Below are 16,807 nucleotides of genomic sequence, written 5' to 3' on the forward strand. Positions count from 1 at the left end.
GGTTCGAGAGGCGGGACCATTCCCGGCCTTCACGACCATGTCGCGGCCCGACCCGCCATTCGGACAGGGCCGGGAAAATAAACTTCCGTGATCTCGCAGGGCGACACCGGTCCCGTCAAGCGAAAGGCCCTCAGGGCTTGGGCGCGTCGGGCGCTGCCACCGGCGGCACCTGCTTCAGATATTCGCCGATCGCCTGGCGGTCTTCCGCCGTCAGCTTCGCCATGTTGCGCACGACCTCGGCCATCGTGCCGCCGAGGGAATCGAAGTCCGGCGTGAAGCCCGTGTCGAGCGCGTTGGCGATGTCCTCGGCGCTCCAGTCGGCGAGACCGCCCGGCCCGGAGGTGATGTCGGGAACGCTGCCCTTGCCGGACGGGTTGGGCGCGCCGCCAAGCGCGCGGTCCATCTCCAGCCCGCCCAGCGCCGTGCGCGGCGTATGGCACTCGTTGCAGTGGCCCGCCCCCTCGACCAGATAGGCCCCGTGGTTGACCGCCGCGCTCTTGGCCGGGTCGGGCGTGAAAGTCTTGCCGTCGAGATAGAGCAGCTTCCACAATCCGATCGCCCGGCGGATCGAGAACGGGAAGGGCAGCTCGTGCGGCTGGTTGGCGGTCGTCTCGGCTGGCAGCGTGTCGAGATAGGCCTTGAGATCCAGGAGATCCGGCACCGTCATCCGCTGATAGGAGGTGTAGGGGAAGGCCGGGTAAAGGTGCGACCCATCCGGCGCCATGCCGCGCTTCATGGCGTTGACGAAGTCGAGCGTACTCCAGTCGCCGATGCCATGCGTCTTGTCCGGCGAGATGTTGGGCGCGTGGAAGGTGCCGAAGGGGGAGGCGATCGCCACGCCGCCGGAGAGCTTCAGCAGGTCGTCGCCGCTCGCGCCGGGCGCGGCGTGGCAGGAGGCGCAACCGCCGGCCCAGAACAGCCTTTCGCCCTTCGCCGCGTCGCCCGGCTTGTCGGGCAGAACGGCGGCGTCGAGCGGCTGCGGCGCGGTCAGCAACCAGAAGGCCGCCGCAGCCAGGGCAGCGGCGGCGACGGCGGCAAGGCTCGCGGTACGGATCCGCACGGTCAGGATTTCTTGATGCGGAACTTCTCGTGGCAGCTCTGGCAGCTGGCGCCGACTTCCCCGGCCGATGCCTTGATGGCGTCGAGACCGCCTGAGGCCGCAGCGGCGCCCGCGGTGGCGGCGGCGCCCAACTTGGCGGCGAGAGCTTCAAATCCCGCCTTGTCCTGCCAGATGGCGGGCGAGGCCGTGGTCTTGCCCTGGTCCGAGCCTTCCGGGAACAGGGTCGGGAACGTCTTCATGTCGGCGGCGATCTTCTCGAACGCCGCCTGGGCGGCCGCCGCGTCGTAGGGGGTCTTGCCCTGCACCATCTGGAAGATCGTCTTGGCGGCGCCGGCATTGTCCTTCATCAGCGCCTGGCGCTGGGCGATGACGTCGTCGGCGCCATGGGCGAGGCCCGCGGCTCCCAGCGTCAGGGCCAGTACGGCCAGCATGATCTTGAATCGCATCGACAATCCTCCGTTGTGGTGTTCGGAATCGTTCCAACTGTCGCGGCGAACCATGACAGCGGCAAGTCGGAAGGCGGCGTGGTCACGCAAATATGATCGCCTTTCCCGCCCCGCCGCGCCTTTGGGGATGCGGTCCGGCGCGGCGATCGGAAACCGCATACCTTTGATTGTGCATCCGAACGGAGACGAGTTGCCGGACGACCCGGCGCTGCCTATGTTGCGTTCGGAACCTTCCCGCCGGGGCGCCGTTTTCCAACGAGCCCCAAACCCACCGACATGGTCGATAGGAGTCTCCCATGGCTTTCGAACTTCCGCCGCTGCCTTATGACTACGAGGCGCTCGGTCCCTTCATGTCGAAGGAAACTCTCGAGTACCATCACGACAAGCATCACCAGGCTTATGTGACCAACGGCAACAATCTGCTGAAGGACTCGGGCCTCGAGGGCAAGAGCCTGGAAGAGATCGTCAAGGAGAGCTACGGCAAGAACGCCGGTCTCTTCAACAATGCCGGCCAGCACTACAACCATCTTCATTTCTGGAATTGGATGAAGAAGGACGGCGGCGGCAAGAAGCTGCCGGGCAAGCTGCAGGCGGCGTTCGATTCCGACCTCGGCGGTTACGACAAGTTCCGTGCCGATTTCATCGCCGCCGGCACGACGCAGTTCGGCTCCGGCTGGGCCTGGGTTGAAGTCAAGGATGGCAAGCTCGCCATCTCCAAGACCCCGAACGGCGAGAACCCGCTGATCCATGGCGCGAAGCCGATCCTCGGTGTCGACGTCTGGGAGCACTCTTATTACATCGACTACCGCAACGCCCGCCCGAAGTATCTCGAGGCGTTCGTCGACAGCCTGATCAACTGGGACTACGTCCTGGAGCAGTACGAGAAGGCCGTCTGATCCCACGGATCGACGTCGAATACGGAAACCCCGGCCTTGAGCCGGGGTTTTTCGTTTGTGGGCCGGGAAAGCAGGACCCTCACAAAGCCCTTTCCCGCGAGCGGGCGAGGGCTTTTCGGACGGTGGCCTTCATCGCTTGGGGTTCAACAAGCGCCGATGAACTCCCTTGCCCGCTCGCGGGAGAGGGCTGGGGTGAGGGGCTTGTTATCAGAACCGCGCCGGCAATCCCTGGGCGCAGCGGGTGAAATTCATCAGGCGCGGCCATTCCGTCTGGGTGTTGTAGAGCCAGCGCTTGCATTCCTGCTGGGTGCGGAAGCAGCCGACGCCCCATGCCGGCTCCAGGCCGCGATCCCAGACATCCGGCTTCGAGCCGGAGAAGCGCGAGAACCAGACTTTTCGCGGCCCGAGCGAAGCGGCCAGGCCCTTGCAGTCGCCCTGCGAAACATTCTGTCCGTAACTGAGGCCGAAAAAGACCTGCGCGCTCGCCGGCACGGGCGCGGCCGTCGCGCCCGCCAGCGCCGATGCAGCCAGTATCGCGGCAGCCAATCTGTTCATCGCCATGCCCTCGATTGTCCTTTCGTCAAAGGTGCGGCAGCGCCCGGTGAAGTCAAGCGCCGCCGCCGGTCCTGCAAAGGATCAGCCGTTGCCGATGATCTTGCTGGCAACCACCTTGATGGCGAAGGCGGTTGAGAACGCGGTCTCCTTCAGCCGGTCGAACCGGCCGGAAGCGCCGCCATGGCCGGCATCCATATTGGTCTTGAGCAGCAGCAGATCCTCGCCCGACTTGGTCTCGCGCAGCCTCGCGACCCATTTCGCCGGTTCCCAATAGGTGACGCGCGGGTCGGTCAGCCCGCCGATCGCCAGGATCGGCGGATAGGCGTGTTCGCCGACACTGTCATAGGGCGAATAGGCGGCGATCACGGCGAAATCCTCGGCGCTCTCGATCGGATTGCCCCATTCCGGCCATTCCGGCGGGGTGAGCGGCAGGGTGTCGTCCAACATGGTGTTGAGCACGTCGACGAAGGGGACTTCGGCGATGATGCCGCCAAACAGGTCCGGCTGCATATTGGCGACGGCGCCCATCAGCATGCCACCGGCCGAGCCACCCCAGGCGACGATCTTGCCGCGCGCGGTAAAGCCCTGCTGCGCCAGATACTCGCCGGCTGTGATGAAATCGGTGAACGTGTTCATCTTCTTTTCGCGCCGGCCATCCGCATACCAGCGGAAGCCCTTGTCCTTGCCGCCGCGAATATGCGCGATGGCATAAACGAAGCCGCGATCGACCAGCGACAGCCGCGAGATGCTGAACGAGGCCGGAATGGTGATGCCGTAGGCGCCATAGCCATAGAGCAGGCAGGGCGCGCTGCCGTCGAGCTTGGTGTCCTTGCGGTAGAGCAGCGATACCGGCACGGTCTCGCCGTCCGCCGCCTTGGCGAAGACGCGGCGCGTGACATAGTCGGCCGGGTTGTGGCCGGAGGGGATCTCCTCCTCCTTGCGCAGCGTCCGCTCGCGCGTCGCCATGTTGTAGTCATAGACGCGAGACGGCGTCGTCATCGACGAATAGGTGAAGCGCAGGATCGAGGTATCGAACTCGTAGCCGTCGCCCATGCCGAGCGAATAGGCCTCTTCGTCGAAGGCGATCGGGTGCTCCTCGCCGCTGGCGAGCGCGCGGACCACGATGCGCGGCAGGCCTCCGGCCCGCTCCAGCCGCACCATGTAGTCCTGGTAGACGGTCATGCCGAGGATCAGCGTGCCAGGACGGTGCGGCACGAGGTCGACCCAGTTCTCGCGGCCGGGCGAAGCGACCGGCGCGGTGACGATCTTGAAGTCCTCGGCGCCGCCGGCATTGGTCAGGATGTAGAGCGTGTCGCCATTGTGATCGACGGAGTATTCCTCCGCCGTGACCCGCTCGGCGATCAGGCGGTGCGCGCCGGTCGGATCCTCCGCGTCGAGCAGGTGGACCTCCGAGGTCTCGTGATCATGGCTGTCGATCAGGATGTAGCGCGACGACTGGGTCTGGCCGACGCCGAGGAAGAAGCCCGGATCCTTTTCCTCGAAGACCAGTACATCCTCGGACTGCGGCGTGCCGACGACATGGCGATAGATGCGGCAGGGACGGTGGTTGTCGTCCAGCACCGTGTAGAACAGCGTGTTGCTGTCGGCCGCCCACACGCCGCCGCCCGTCGTCGCCTCGATGGCGTCGGACAGATCCGCGCCACTCTCGATGTCGCGCACATGCAGCGTGTAATATTCCGAACCCTTGTCGTCATAGGCGAAGGCCAGGCGCTTGTGGTCGGGGCTGTGATCGGCGCTGCCGAGGCGGAAGTAGGCGCGGCCCGAAGCCATCTCATTGCCATCGAGCAGGATCGTTTCCGGTCCGCTGCCGTCCCGCGCCGTTCGCACCACCAGCGGCTGTTCGGCTCCCTCGGTGAAGCGCATTGCATAGGCGAAGTCGCCATCGGGCGAGGGAACGGAGGAGTCGTCTTCCTTGATCCGGGCGCGCATCTCGGCGAACAGCGTCGCCTGCAGGGCCTCTGTGTCGGCCATGGCGGTCGAGGTGTAGGCGTTTTCCTGCTCGAGATAGGCGCGGATCTCGGGCGCGAGCACGCTCGGGTCGCGCATCACCTCCTGCCAGTTGTCGGCACGGAGCCAGGCATAGTCGTCGGTCAGGGTGACGCCGTGAACGGTCGATGTCACAGGCTTCTTGGCGGCGAGCGGCGGGTTCACGAGGGGCGGTGCTCCGGGAAGGGTGGCGGACAAGACTCGGCCTGGGATTGGGCCCTGGAATTCCTCGATGCGGCCTTGCGGCCGTCTCGGCATATTGGACATTGACTATGGCATGAACGCGCGGTGCTTGGTGAGGAGCCCGCCTTGGCGGGCTCCTCGACCCACAGGAAGCTTGGCCGCGCCTATTCCTGGATGTCGTCCGGCTGCAGCTTCAGCGCCGTGCCGTTGGTGCAGTAGCGCAGACCGGTCGGGTTGGGGCCATCGGGAAACAGGTGGCCGAGATGCGACTCGCAGCGGGCGCAGACGATCTCGGTGCGCACCATGCCATGCGAGCGATCCGTGACCTCGCCCACCGCCGCGTCATCGACGGCAGCGAAGAAGCTCGGCCAGCCGCTGCCGGATTCATACTTGGTCTCGGAGCGGAAGAGCGGCGCGCCGCAGGCGACGCATGTGTAGAGGCCGGCCCGCTTCTCATGCAGGTAAGGTCCCGTGCCGGGCCGCTCGGTCGCCTGCTGGCGGGTGACCGCATATTGCTCGGGCGACAGTTCGGCCCGCCACTCGGCATCCGTCTTCTCGATCTTCTGGATGGTGGCGTCGGGGCGATCGGCGGTGGACATGCACGCTCCTTTCGATCTGCGGTCAGGCTGGCCGGCAGATGGCAATCGGGTGAAACACAGGCTGGGTCCTCTAGATAGGCGATCAGCGGAAATTCACAATCGGTTCCGTTCACGTTGTCGCGGCTGTCGCTTTACGGTCCGACTTGCCTTGGGTTGGGCGGCTCATCGTGATTAGTCTATGGCCATCCATCGAATCACACGCCACCGGATGGGGATGTCCTGAGCAGAAGGAGCCGATTACATGCTGCGTACCGCTAGTCTTGCTCTATTTCTGTTCGCCTTTTGGTTGCTTTTGTCGGGGCACTACACGCCTTGGCTGGTCGGTGCCGGACTCGTCATCTCGATCCTGCTGGCCCTGGCCGGGCGGCGGCTCGGTGTTGCCGACGACGAGGGCCATCCCATCGGCCGGCTGCTGGCCGGATTTGTGTATTGGCCCTGGCTGGCGCGTGAAATCGTCAAGTCGTCCCTCTCCGTGACCCGGATCATCCTCGACCCCAAGCTGCCGATCTCGCCACAGCTTTTCCACACCAGGGTGTCGGCCCGCACGGCGGTCGGCGTTGCGACCTATGCCAATTCCATCACGCTCACCCCCGGCACGATCACGGTCGGGGTCGACCGCGAGCAGGGCACGTTCCTCGTCCACGCCCTGACCAAGGCCAGCGCCGAGGATGTGGAGGCGGGCGATATGGACCGGCGCGTCCGACGGTTCGAGGGGAGGGCGGCATGATCGCTGCGGCGCTTCTGGCCGTGCTTGTCGCCATGGCGCTGGTCGTGGTGCGCGCGCTTCGCGGGCCCACCACTTTCGACCGGCTTCTGGCGGCCAATTCGATCGGCAACGGCGCGATCCTGGTTCTGGCGCTGTTCGGCTTCCTGACCGGCCGGCCGGAGTTCCTCGATCTCGGCCTGACCTACGCCTTGCTCAACTATGTCGGCATCTTCGCCGTGCTCAAATTCTTCCGGCATGGCTCGCTCGGCGCCGAGGCGGAGGCCGACGGAACGTGATGGACCTCGCACGCGACATCCTCGCCGGCCTGTTCCTGTCCGCGGGCGCCTTCTTCCTGATCGCCGGCGCGATCGGCATGAACCGGATGCCGGATCTTTTCACGCGCATGCATGCGGCGTCCGTTGGCGACACGCTGGGCGTGAGCCTGATGCTGATCGGCATGGTATTTCTTGCCGGCTTCACCCTGGTGACCCTGAAGCTCGTCTTCCTGCTGGCCTTCCTCCTGTTCATGGGGCCGGTCGCCTCGCACGCCTTGGCGGCCGCCGCGCTGCAGGCCGGCGTCAAGCCGATGCTCGCCGCCGATGGCACGAAGAAATCCGCCGCCAAGCGCAGGAAGTCGGCAGCGAAGGGGCGCAAGCCATGATCGAGACGACCGTCACCATCCTTCTCCTGTTGATGCTGGGCGCCGTCACGATCGGCATCGTGCGTGTGCGCGGACTGTTCGCCGCCGTCGTGCTGCTCGGCGTCTACAGTTTCCTGATGGCCACGCTGTTCGTGGTGCTCGACGCCGTCGACGTCGCCATGACCGAGGCGGCGGTCGGCGCGGGTGTTTCGACGGTCTTCTTCCTCGGCGCGCTGTCGCTGACCGATACCGTCGAGGCTCCCGGCAAGCGCCGCCAGATCATGCCGCTCTTCGTTGCGGTGGTGACGGCCGGCGCGCTGCTCTGGGGCTTGAGCGACCTGCCTGAGTTCGGCTCGCCCGACCAGCCGATTCATCGCCAGGGCGCGGATTATCTCGTCCGCTCGATGCCGGAAACCGGCATCGCCAATGTGGTCAGCGCGGTGCTCGCCAGCTATCGCGGCTTCGATACACTGGGCGAAACAACCGTCGTCTTCACCGCCGGCATGGGCATCCTGGCACTGTTGCGGCGCCGGCGCGGCGAGGGGAAAAGCTGATGCGGCTCGATGTCGTCCTCCGCGTCGCGACCAAGTTCATGCTGGCGCCGCTTCTGCTGTTCGCGCTCTATGTCCAGTTCCATGGCGATTACGGTCCGGGCGGCGGCTTCCAGGCCGGCGTCATCGCGGCGGCGGCGATCATCCTCTATGGGCTGATCAACGGGCTGGGCCCCGTGCAGAGGATCGTGCCTGTCGGGCTGCTGGAGGTGCTGATCCCCGGCGGCGTACTGATCTATGTCGCGGTCGGGCTCGCGAGCATGCTGCTGGGCGACAATTTCCTCGACTACAACCATCTCGCCCATGACCGGATTCATGGCCAGGAGTGGGGCGTGTTCCTCGTCGAGGTCGGTGTTTTCCTGACCGTGTTCTCGACGATGATCGCGATCTACTACGCCTTTGCCGGCCGGAGGCGTTCGTGATCGTGCATTTCAGCCAGATCGCCACGATCCTCCTGATGGTCGCCGGGCTCTATGTCGTTATCGCGCGCGGCAACATGGTCAAGAAGCTGATCGGCCTGTCGCTGTTCCAGACTTCGGTCTACCTGCTCTACATCCTGCCCGGAAAGGTGCTGGGCGGCACGCCGCCGATCCTCGATCCCGCCCGCGCCGTCTATGCCAATCCGCTGCCGCATGTGCTGATCCTCACGGCGATCGTCGTCGGCATCGCAACGCTGGCGCTCGGCCTGACACTGGTGGTGCGGATCAAGGAAGCCTACGGCACGATCGAAGAGGATGAGATCCTCGCCAAGGAAGGCCCCAAAGAAAATCTGAAGGATCGCGTGAGAAACCGCAGCAAATCCGGCCGGGGCGGAACCGCCGCATGATCGCCACGCATCTGCCGGTCCTTCTGATCCTCGCGCCGCTGCTGGGCGCGATCCTCGCGGCGCTGTCGCGCAATGGTGTCGCCGCCTGGCTGATCGGCCTCGTCGCCTCGGCGCTGACGGCGGCCGTCGCTTTCGCGTTGCTGTGGCGCGTGCAGGCGGAGGGGGTGATTTCCTACCGCATCGGCGGCTGGGCGCCGGAGCTCGGCATCGAATATCGCGTCGATGCCGTCAACGCCTTCATCGTCGTGCTGGTCGGCATTGTCGCCGTGCTGACGATGATCTTTGCCCGCCGCAGCGTTCTGGCCGAGATCATCCCGGAGCGGGTCGCGTCGTTCTACACCATGATGCTGCTCTGCATCGCCGGCCTGCTCGGCATCGCCGTGACCGGCGACGCCTTCAACGCCTTTGTCTTCCTCGAGATCTCGTCGCTCTCGACCTATACCCTGATTGCGCTCGGCCGCGACCGCCGGGCGCTGGTCGCCGCCTACCAGTATCTGATCGTCGGCACGATCGGCGCGACGTTCTATGTCATCGGCGTCGGCCTGATCTATCTGGTGACCGGAACGCTCAATCTCGGCCTGATCGTCGAGCGCCTCGCCAGCCTGCAGAGCTCCCGGGGGCTGATCGTCGCCGAGGCGTTCATCGTCATCGGCATCGGGTTGAAGCTGGCGCTGTTTCCGCTGCATGCCTGGCTGCCCAATGCCTATGCCTATGCGCCGTCGAGCGCCGCGGTGCTGCTGGCCTCGACCGCGACCAAGGTGGCGATCTATCTGCTGGCGCGCTTCCTGTTCACGGTGTTCGGCGGCCATATCGATGTCGGCTCGATCGCGTTTGGTTCGCTGCTGATTGGGCTGTCGCTGGCGGCGATGTTCCTCGCCTCGGCCGCCGCCGTTGTCCAGAACGATATCAAGCGGCTCCTTGCCTTCTCGTCGGTCGGCCAGATCGGCTACATCACGCTGGGGCTGGCGCTGGCCAATCCGACCGGAATTACCGGTGGTCTGCTGCATCTCTTCAACCACGCGCTGATGAAGGGCGCCGCCTTCATGGCCATGGGTGCGATCGTGCTGCGCACCGGCACCGCCAAGCTCGACGAACTCGCCGGCATCGGCCGCGTCATGCCCTGGACCGCCGCGGCGCTCACGATCGCCGGCCTCGGTCTGATCGGTGTGCCGGGAACCAGTGGATTCGTCTCGAAATACTATCTCATCCTTGGCGCGCTGGAGGCGGGCCATGGCTGGCTGGCGATTCTGATCGTCGCGAGTTCCTTCATCGCCGTGCTCTATGTCGGGCGCATCGTCGAGGTTGTCTGGTTCCGCGAGCCGGCGGCTGCCGCGCGCGAGGCCAGCGAGGCGCCGCTTGAAATGCTGCTGCCCATGTGGGGGCTTGCCGGCGTCACGATCTGGTTCGGCGTCCATGCCGAATGGCCCGCCGGCCTCGCGAGCGCAGCGGCTGACACCTTGCTCCGGATGGTGCCATGAACTTCCTGAGCGACCCGACCCTGCTTGCCCTGGCGCTGGCCCTGCCGGCGGGGGCCACGCTGGCCATCGCCATGCTTGGCCGCTGGCCGAACCTGCGCGAAGCGGCGACGCTTCTGGCTGCCCTGCTGCTCTTCGGCGTTGTGATGACGCTGCTGGCGCATGTGCTGGCCGGCGCGCGGCCCGAGCTGCATCTGGCCTCGGTGGCGCCCGGCCTGACGCTGGCGCTGAAGATCGACCCGCTCGGCATGCTGTTCGCGGCCGTCGCGGCGACGCTCTGGATCGTCAACTCGCTGTATTCGATCGGCTACATGCGGGGCAATGACGAGCCGCGCCAGACGATGTTCTATGCCTGCTTCGCCATCGCGATCTCCGCCACCATGGGACTCGCCTTTTCCAGTAACCTGTTCACGCTGTTCGTCTTCTACGAGGTTCTCTCGCTCTCGACCTATCCGTTGGTGACGCACAAGCAGAGCCCGGCGGCGATGCGGGCCGGGCGGGTCTATCTGCTGACGCTGATCGGCGCCTCGATGGTGCTGCTGCTGCCGGCGATCGTCTGGACCGGTCTCGTCGCCGGTACGCTCGATTTCCGCACTGGCGGCATTCTTGCCGGCAAGCTCGGGGACGATGCGCTGGCGCTGCTCTTCGCCCTGTTCGTGTTCGGAACGGCCAAGGCCGCCGTCATGCCGCTGCACCGCTGGCTGCCGGCCGCCATGGTCGCGCCAACGCCGGTCTCCGCACTTCTGCATGCGGTCGCCGTGGTCAAGGCCGGCGTCTTCACCATTCTCAAGGTCAGCGTGTCGGTGTTCGGCATCGAGACCTTGCAAACGAGCGGCGCCAGCCAATGGCTGGTCTATGTTGCGGGCTTCACGATCGTGGCCGCCTCGATCATCGCGCTCCGCGCCGACGATCTGAAGCGCCGTCTCGCCTATTCGACCATCGGCCAGCTCTCCTACATCGTGCTGGCGGCAGCGCTCGCATCCCCCGTCGCCGTCATCGGGGCGGGCCTGCATATCGCCGCCCATGCGGTTTCGAAGATCACGCTCTTCTTCGCCGCCGGCTCGGTCTACACGGCCGAGCATGTGACCCGGGTCAGCCAGATGGACGGAATCGGCCGCCGCATGCCCTGGACGATGGGCGCCTTCGCGATCGGTGCGCTCTCCATGATCGGCCTGCCGCCAACCGCCGGTTTTCTCGGAAAGTGGTTCATTCTCGACGCGGCGACCGGCGCGACGGACTGGTTCGCGGTCGGTGTCATTCTCGTCTCGACCGTGCTGAACGCCGCCTATTTCCTCCCGATCCTGACGCGTGCCTTCCTGCGCCCGGCCAATGGGCCGCGGCAGGAAGCGCCGCTGGCGATGGTGATCGCGCTGACGGTGACGGCAGCCGGCACGATCGGGCTCTTCCTTTTCCCGGGCGTGCCGTTCCGCCTCGCTTCGATGATCATGGGAGGGTGAGATGAACGATTTCAGCAAGACTCTCATCCAACCCTCTCCCGCAAGCGGGCGAGGGCTTTTACGCCGGCGCGCCTCCGGCGCAGCTCCATCGATCCCGCATACGCCGTCGCGCCCCCTCTCCCGCGCACCGGAGAGGGGTGGGGTGAGGGGCTTTTTCCAAATTCGTGCCGGGAGGCAGTCATGACCGCTACCCGCCTCAAGATCCTGCTCGCCCTGGTCGCCCTCCTGGCCTTGCTGGTCGTGGCCGACAGCTTCGTTACCCATCACGCCAGCTTCGGCATCGATGGCACGCCGGGCTTCGCCGCCTGGTTTGGCCTCCTCGGCGCCGCCGCGGCGGTCGTCATCGCCTATGGCTGGGGGCGCCTGATGCGGCGTCCCGGGGAGCGGGTCGATGACTGAGACCTTCGGGCCGCTTTCGCCTGCCGTCATCCTGATCGTCGCCGGCCTGCTCCTGCCGCTTCTGAAGGGAGGGCTGCGCAACGGACTCTTCCTGGCCGCGCCCGTCGCCGCGCTTGCGCTTGTCTGGGCACTGCCGCTCGGCCCGGGCATTGCAATCGACTGGCTCGGCATGCAGCTCGTGCCGCTGGCGCCCGACCGGATGGCCCGCATTTTCGGCACGGCCTTCGGCATCGCCGCGGTGACGGGAGCGCTCTACGGCATAAGCCAGTCGAGCGGCCTGGAGAAGGCGACTGCGCTCATCTATGCCGGCGCTGCCCAGGGCATCGCTTTCGCCGGCGATCTCGTCACGCTGTTCGTGTTCTGGGAGATCCTGGCGATCGGCTCGACGCTGGTGATCTGGTCGAACGGAAATGCGCGCGCGGGCCTGCGCTATGCGCTGATCCACGTGCTGGGTGGCGTGCTGCTGCTGGCCGGCATCTCGGCCGAGATCGCCGGAGCCGGCGGCGTCGCGATGCACCCGATGCGCGCCGACAGCATCGGGCGCTGGCTGATGCTCTCCGGCATTCTTCTCAATGCCGGCGCGTTTCCGCTTTCGGCCTGGGTGGCGGACGCCTATCCGAAGGCGTCGTGGTCGGGCGCGGTGTTCCTGTCGGCCTTCACCACCAAGGCGGCCGTGCTGGTATTGATCCGTCTGTTTCCAGGCGAGCCGGCGCTGCTGTGGATCGGTCTCGCCATGGCCGTCTATGGGCTGATCTATGCTCTGCTCGAGAACGACATCCGCAAGCTGCTCTCCTATTCGATCGTCGGCCAGGTCGGCTTCATGGTCGTTGCGGTCGGCGTCGGAACGCCGCTGGCGCTGGCCGCCGCCGCGCTGCATGCGCTGGCGCATATCCTCTACAAGTCGCTTCTGATGATGGCGGCGGGATCGATCCTGCGCGCGACCGGGGAGACCCGGTTGAGCGCGCTGGGCGGCCTGGCGCGGTCAATGCCGTTCACAGCGGTGGCGATGCTGATCGGTGGGCTTTCCCTGGCCGCCTTGCCGCTGACGGCCGGTTTTGTCAGCAAGTCGGCGATCCTGGCGGCGCTGGCGGAAGATCAGGCGCGCTTTTACTGGTTCGCGCTGTCGGCCGTCTCGGCCGGTTCCTTCCTGTATATCGGGCTGAAGCTGCCCTGGTTTGCGCTGTTCGGGGCGCCGCGTGCGACGGTGGCGCTGGAACCCGCCACATCGATGAAGGCGGCGATGGGACTGCTCTGCGTCCTCATCCTGGGCCCGGGTTGCTTTCCGGGCTGGCTGATGGAATTGGCGCCGGAGATTGCCGGCGTGCCGATCCTGACGATCGATCACATCCTGTTCCAGATCCTGATGTTAATCGCGGCAAGTTGCATATTTGTCGGCGCTTGGCCGTTACTTCAGCCAAAAGCCGGATTTACGCTGGACGTGGACTGGCTCTGGCGAGAACTGCCACGTCTGGTAGTGCCGCGCTGGCGTAGCAACTTGGATAAGCTTCGCCTGTCTCTATCGGCTGTCGGGGAAGGCCTGAGCCAAGGTTGGTCTGCGTTTCGGGAGGAGACACTGCGTCGCCTCACCTTGGCCGGCAACTGGCCGACGGGCCAGATTGCCTTCTGGGCGACCGCGCTTTTGGCGATTTATGTATTGATCGCGGCATTGTGAGTGGGGTTTCCCCTCCGCCCGTGTGATCACCTGAAGATTGGCCGAGACGAATCGCCGCGACCACAAAGATGTGCCATCGCCTATCAATGCACCGACTTAGTGCTTGTCTTCGCGGAAGCGCACTTATATAGGTGCCACGAAGTAACGAATTTCGCGCTCCGATGACCACTGCCGCCGCTTGGATAAGTGCGGCTCGGCGCCATCGAAGCCGCAAGCTCTCAATTTACTCGCTACAGAATTGCGACGACACAACCGAAGTTAGGGTAGACCATGATTGAAAAAACGGCAGGAAGCGACCTTATAGATCTGACCGCCGATATCGTCTCCGCTTACGTCAGCAACAATTCGGTTTCGGCCCATGACCTCCCCGGGCTGATCACCGAAGTCTATCAGGCCCTGAACCGCACCCATGGCGGAGTTGTCGAGCCCGAGCCCGAGCCGCTGAAGCCCGCCGTGAACCCGAAGAAGTCGGTGTTCCCGGACTTTATCGTCTGCCTGGAAGACGGCAAGAAGTTCAAGTCGCTGAAGCGCCACCTGCGCACGCATTACGACCTGTCGCCGGAAGAATATCGTGAGAAGTGGGGCCTGCCGGCCGACTATCCGATGGTCGCTCCGAGCTATGCCGCGGCCCGTTCCGAACTGGCCAAGAAGATGGGCCTCGGTCAGCAGCGCAAGCGCGTCCGTTAGTCCTTCCTTCCAAGGATCTCAAAAGGCCCGGCATCCGCCGGGCCTTTTTTTGTTGCCGGCATGGCTCAGGGTCTCAGCCGCTGCCGCTCGCCTTCATAAGCCTGATGCAGCGCGATGTGGCGGTTGAGGTCATAGCTCCAATGCCCCGCCCGACCGCGCATCCGTTCGGCCCGCAGCGCGCGGGCAAGCCTGGCGACGATCCGCCGCCGCGCCGTCTCGCTCTCGTCTGCCAGTTCCGCCGGCAGCAGCGGCAGCAGGCGGGGCAGGCAGGTCTGACGGCGGTAGAGCGCGATGCCGCTTTGGATGGTGGTGTCCACGGCGTGTCGCGCACGGTGGCGGAGGCTTGCCCGCAAGGCCGGGCTATCGAGGGATGCAGCAGCTTCGGTCATGGTCGGCTCCTGGTTTCGAAGCCGTCATTTTCGCGCCGCGCTGCATACCGGGGATAAGCCCGCGCTCTATTCCCCGGCGCAATCGGGAACGAGCCTTTCCCGGCACACCCAAAAATCTATCCCCGCCTGCGCTTCATTGCTCTATGGTGATATAGGAAATAATTCCTATAGTGCGCATAACGGGAGGTTCGGATGGAGGTTCGGACGGTTTTGGCGGCGGCAAGCCGGGAACGCCGGCGGCGGCATGCACGGGAGGAGGCGACGAAGCGCATGCTGGTTTCGCTGGTTGGCTCGGCGCTGGCGGTGGATGGCAAGCAATTATGCGCTGCCGGTCGCGGCACCGCGGAGGAGGCCTATGCGCGGCACGTCGCGCTCTATATCGCCCATACCACGCTGGGGCTTTCCTATACCGAGGCCGGGCGGTTGTTCGGACGGGACCGGACGACGGCGGCGCATGCCTGCCGGCGGGTCGAGGAACAGCGCGAAATCGAACGGGTGGACCAGTTCGTCGATCGCCTGGAGCGGGCGGCCTGCCAGGCCCAGCTTGGATCGGGGAGGGCGTGATGGCGAATCGCGAAGCCGCGCGGCTGGCCCGCCGTCTCGCCACTGCCGGCGCACGGATCGTGCGCGAGGCGGAGGGGTATCGCCTGCTCTCGCCGCTGACCGACCGCCGGGGCGCGGTCGAAGCGATCGCCGTCAAGGCGCTGCTGGCGGATGGCGCGCTCGATGCCGATGGCGCGGGCTATGTGCTGTCGCAGGCAGGACGGGCAATGGTCCGCAGGCGCCTCGCCGGCGGCGATGATTTCGGAGCCCAGCACCAGCCCCGCGAACGCAGGACGATCGAGGAGGAGGGTGGCCGCGCCTCCGTTCTCGTCGACCAGGGCGAGAGCCCGCTCGCCTGGCTGCGCAGCCGCAAGGGCCGCGACGGCCGGCCGCTGATCGATGACGCGGCGTTCCAGGCCGGCGAACGGCTGCGGGCAGATTTCACGCGTGGCCAGTTGATGCCGCGCGTGACGGCCAACTGGTCGGCGGCGGTGGCCAGCGGACGGCGGGGCGGCGCCGGCGGCATGGCGGAACTGACCGACGCGGCGCTTTCTGCGCGGCTGCGGGTCGAGCGGGCGCTCGCGGCCGCAGGGCCTGAGTTCTCCGGCCTCCTGGTCGACTTCTGCTGCTTCCTGAAGGGAATCGAGGAGATCGAGCACGAGCGCGGCTGGCCCAAGCGTTCCGCCAAGCTTGTGCTTCAACTGGCGCTTTCGGCGCTGGCGCGTCACTACGGGCTCGCGTCGGGAGCGCAGGGACGCGCCTCCGCCCCGGTTCGCCACTGGGGCGCCGAGGATTTCAAACCGAAGGCGGGATGATCAGGTGGCGGCGGCTTCGGCGGCCGCTTCGCTCTTGATGCGATTGACCATCGAGCGCAGGCCGTTCGAGCGCTGCGCCGTCAGATGTTCGCGCAGGCCGATCTTCTCGAACACGGCCTCGGCGTCGGTCTGCACGATTTCCGCCGCCGGGCGGCCGGAGAAGAGCGCGATCACGATGGCGACGAGGCCGCTGACGATCAGCGCGTCGCTGTCGCCCTTGAAGTCGAGATGCGGCCCGTCGGCCTCCTGCCGCACTTCCTTCTGCAGCCAGACCTGGCTGGCGCAGCCATGCACGCGATTGGCGTCGTTATGCGCCTCGGGCGGAAGGGGCTCGAGCGCACGGCCGAGCTCGATCAGATAGCGGTACCGATCATCCCAATCGTCGAGAAAGGCGAAGTCGTCCAGGATCTGGTCGATGGGCGAAAGCGTGGTGGTGGTGTTCATGGCACCCCGCATATAGCGTTTTGCGTTCCGCTGTGAAACGGCGGGGCGGCAGAAAGTTGGCGGTTCAGGCCTTTCTCGCCTGCTGCGAGGGCGCGCGCCAGTTCGGCTCGACATCGGCTGGCGTCAGCGTGCCACCGTTCGGCAGCGACGCGCCGGCGAGCGATCCATCGATCGTGTTGTAAAGCAGCTGCGCGCCATAGCGCGCCTTAGCGCCAAAGGCCGCCAGGGCCGCGCCGCCATGGCTGCAGACGTCCGGCTGGCGCTCGCACATGCCGGATAGGTCGGCAACGGCGCCCCGCGCGGCGAGGAGGGCGTCGATCGCATCGACGCGCGGCGCCTGGACGCCGTGGCTGGGATCGCCGGGTATCAGCAGGACGACGACCGAAAACCAGAATGCTGCCCGGAGGATAAACATCGATCTGCCCTTCCGCCTTCTCTGCGCGCCGCTTCGCCACGG

Annotated in this window: 22 protein-coding genes; 14 read left to right on the forward strand and 8 right to left on the reverse strand. The window is 66.0% G+C overall.

Translation table 11 applies throughout. From position 1 onward, the window contains the following. Positions 1-130: 130 nt before the first annotated feature. Together OSH10_RS16925 and OSH10_RS16930 are read right to left on the reverse strand one after the other, a co-directional pair. Entirely contained in the window at positions 131-1,060 is a 930-nt protein-coding gene (locus OSH10_RS16925; protein WP_266333085.1) for a cytochrome c, read from the reverse strand. Between the two features lie 2 nt (positions 1,061-1,062). Continuing rightward, positions 1,063-1,506, reverse strand: a complete 444-nt coding sequence (locus tag OSH10_RS16930; protein ID WP_266333086.1) for a c-type cytochrome — start codon at positions 1,504-1,506, stop codon at positions 1,063-1,065. Between the two features lie 296 nt (positions 1,507-1,802). On the opposite strand from OSH10_RS16930, the gene OSH10_RS16935 reads away from it, so the two are divergent. Continuing rightward, entirely contained in the window at positions 1,803-2,402 is a 600-nt protein-coding gene (locus OSH10_RS16935; RefSeq protein WP_266333088.1) for a superoxide dismutase, read from the forward strand. A gap of 207 nt (positions 2,403-2,609) precedes the next feature. On the opposite strand, the gene OSH10_RS16940 is transcribed toward OSH10_RS16935, so the two are convergent. The 3 genes from OSH10_RS16940 to msrB all read right to left on the reverse strand — a co-directional run bounded on the left by OSH10_RS16940 (position 2,610) and on the right by msrB (position 5,746). Further along, positions 2,610-2,957 (reverse strand): hypothetical protein, encoded by a 348-nt coding sequence (locus OSH10_RS16940; protein WP_266333089.1) that lies wholly within the window; start codon positions 2,955-2,957, stop codon positions 2,610-2,612. A gap of 81 nt (positions 2,958-3,038) precedes the next feature. Beyond that, on the reverse strand, positions 3,039-5,129 hold the full coding sequence (locus OSH10_RS16945) for a S9 family peptidase (protein ID WP_266333090.1): 2,091 nt from the start codon (positions 5,127-5,129) through the stop codon (positions 3,039-3,041). Between the two features lie 182 nt (positions 5,130-5,311). Beyond that, a complete protein-coding gene (gene msrB, locus OSH10_RS16950) occupies positions 5,312-5,746 on the reverse strand; it encodes a peptide-methionine (R)-S-oxide reductase MsrB (RefSeq protein ID WP_266333091.1) in 435 nt (144 codons plus the stop codon). A 241-nt stretch (positions 5,747-5,987) separates the two neighbouring features. Here msrB and OSH10_RS16955 point away from each other — a divergent pair, with 241 nt between their 5' ends. From OSH10_RS16955 to OSH10_RS17005, 11 genes are all read left to right on the forward strand, one after another. Beyond that, positions 5,988-6,473 (forward strand): Na+/H+ antiporter subunit E, encoded by a 486-nt coding sequence (locus tag OSH10_RS16955; RefSeq protein WP_266333092.1) that lies wholly within the window; start codon positions 5,988-5,990, stop codon positions 6,471-6,473. Then, positions 6,470-6,748 (forward strand): monovalent cation/H+ antiporter complex subunit F, encoded by a 279-nt coding sequence (locus tag OSH10_RS16960; RefSeq protein ID WP_266333093.1) that lies wholly within the window; start codon positions 6,470-6,472, stop codon positions 6,746-6,748. Before OSH10_RS16955 ends, OSH10_RS16960 begins: the two co-directional genes overlap by 4 nt. Continuing rightward, positions 6,748-7,113, forward strand: a complete 366-nt coding sequence (gene mnhG, locus OSH10_RS16965; protein ID WP_266333153.1) for a monovalent cation/H(+) antiporter subunit G — start codon at positions 6,748-6,750, stop codon at positions 7,111-7,113. The genes OSH10_RS16960 and mnhG overlap by 1 nt, the downstream gene beginning before the upstream one ends. Further along, the gene (locus OSH10_RS16970) at positions 7,110-7,646 is read left to right on the forward strand and encodes a DUF4040 domain-containing protein (protein WP_266333094.1); all 537 of its coding nucleotides are present in this window, start codon (positions 7,110-7,112) and stop codon (positions 7,644-7,646) included. Before mnhG ends, OSH10_RS16970 begins: the two co-directional genes overlap by 4 nt. Next, positions 7,646-8,065 carry a Na(+)/H(+) antiporter subunit B gene (locus tag OSH10_RS16975; protein WP_266333096.1) on the forward strand — a complete coding sequence of 140 codons (420 nt, stop codon included), beginning with the start codon at positions 7,646-7,648 and terminating at the stop codon, positions 8,063-8,065. Before OSH10_RS16970 ends, OSH10_RS16975 begins: the two co-directional genes overlap by 1 nt. Next, positions 8,062-8,469: a cation:proton antiporter subunit C gene (locus OSH10_RS16980; protein ID WP_266333097.1), complete on the forward strand. Its 408-nt coding sequence runs from the start codon at positions 8,062-8,064 to the stop codon at positions 8,467-8,469. The genes OSH10_RS16975 and OSH10_RS16980 overlap by 4 nt, the downstream gene beginning before the upstream one ends. Then, positions 8,466-9,947, forward strand: coding sequence for a monovalent cation/H+ antiporter subunit D family protein (locus tag OSH10_RS16985; RefSeq protein ID WP_266333099.1), 1,482 nt, complete (start codon positions 8,466-8,468; stop codon positions 9,945-9,947). Before OSH10_RS16980 ends, OSH10_RS16985 begins: the two co-directional genes overlap by 4 nt. Continuing rightward, the gene (locus tag OSH10_RS16990) at positions 9,944-11,401 is read left to right on the forward strand and encodes a monovalent cation/H+ antiporter subunit D family protein (protein WP_266333100.1); all 1,458 of its coding nucleotides are present in this window, start codon (positions 9,944-9,946) and stop codon (positions 11,399-11,401) included. The genes OSH10_RS16985 and OSH10_RS16990 overlap by 4 nt, the downstream gene beginning before the upstream one ends. Before the next feature lie 180 nt (positions 11,402-11,581). Then, complete coding sequence (locus tag OSH10_RS16995; protein ID WP_266333101.1) at positions 11,582-11,800, forward strand: hypothetical protein; 219 nt, start codon at positions 11,582-11,584, stop codon at positions 11,798-11,800. Beyond that, complete coding sequence (locus OSH10_RS17000) at positions 11,793-13,472, forward strand: proton-conducting transporter transmembrane domain-containing protein (RefSeq protein WP_266333102.1); 1,680 nt, start codon at positions 11,793-11,795, stop codon at positions 13,470-13,472. The genes OSH10_RS16995 and OSH10_RS17000 overlap by 8 nt, the downstream gene beginning before the upstream one ends. 270 nt (positions 13,473-13,742) lie before the next feature. Next, on the forward strand, positions 13,743-14,159 hold the full coding sequence (locus OSH10_RS17005) for a MucR family transcriptional regulator (protein WP_266333103.1): 417 nt from the start codon (positions 13,743-13,745) through the stop codon (positions 14,157-14,159). Positions 14,160-14,224: 65 nt separating this feature from the next. On the opposite strand, the gene OSH10_RS22935 is transcribed toward OSH10_RS17005, so the two are convergent. Further along, positions 14,225-14,548 carry a hypothetical protein gene (locus tag OSH10_RS22935; protein ID WP_323181622.1) on the reverse strand — a complete coding sequence of 108 codons (324 nt, stop codon included), beginning with the start codon at positions 14,546-14,548 and terminating at the stop codon, positions 14,225-14,227. Positions 14,549-14,818: 270 nt separating this feature from the next. Here OSH10_RS22935 and OSH10_RS17015 point away from each other — a divergent pair, with 270 nt between their 5' ends. Both OSH10_RS17015 and OSH10_RS17020 read left to right on the forward strand, forming a co-directional pair. Next, positions 14,819-15,112, forward strand: coding sequence for a helix-turn-helix domain-containing protein (locus OSH10_RS17015; protein WP_266333104.1), 294 nt, complete (start codon positions 14,819-14,821; stop codon positions 15,110-15,112). Continuing rightward, positions 15,112-15,906, forward strand: a complete 795-nt coding sequence (locus OSH10_RS17020; protein ID WP_266333105.1) for a DUF6456 domain-containing protein — start codon at positions 15,112-15,114, stop codon at positions 15,904-15,906. The genes OSH10_RS17015 and OSH10_RS17020 overlap by 1 nt, the downstream gene beginning before the upstream one ends. Here OSH10_RS17020 and OSH10_RS17025 read toward each other — a convergent pair whose 3' ends face one another. Together OSH10_RS17025 and OSH10_RS17030 are read right to left on the reverse strand one after the other, a co-directional pair. Beyond that, positions 15,907-16,350, reverse strand: a complete 444-nt coding sequence (locus tag OSH10_RS17025) for a SufE family protein (RefSeq protein ID WP_266333107.1) — start codon at positions 16,348-16,350, stop codon at positions 15,907-15,909. It lies immediately after the preceding gene. Positions 16,351-16,414: 64 nt separating this feature from the next. After that, entirely contained in the window at positions 16,415-16,765 is a 351-nt protein-coding gene (locus OSH10_RS17030; RefSeq protein ID WP_266333108.1) for a DUF5330 domain-containing protein, read from the reverse strand. Positions 16,766-16,807: the final 42 nt, after the last annotated feature.

The sequence above is a fragment of the Kaistia defluvii genome (assembly GCF_026343955.1).
Lineage (GTDB): Bacteria > Pseudomonadota > Alphaproteobacteria > Rhizobiales > Kaistiaceae > Kaistia > Kaistia defluvii.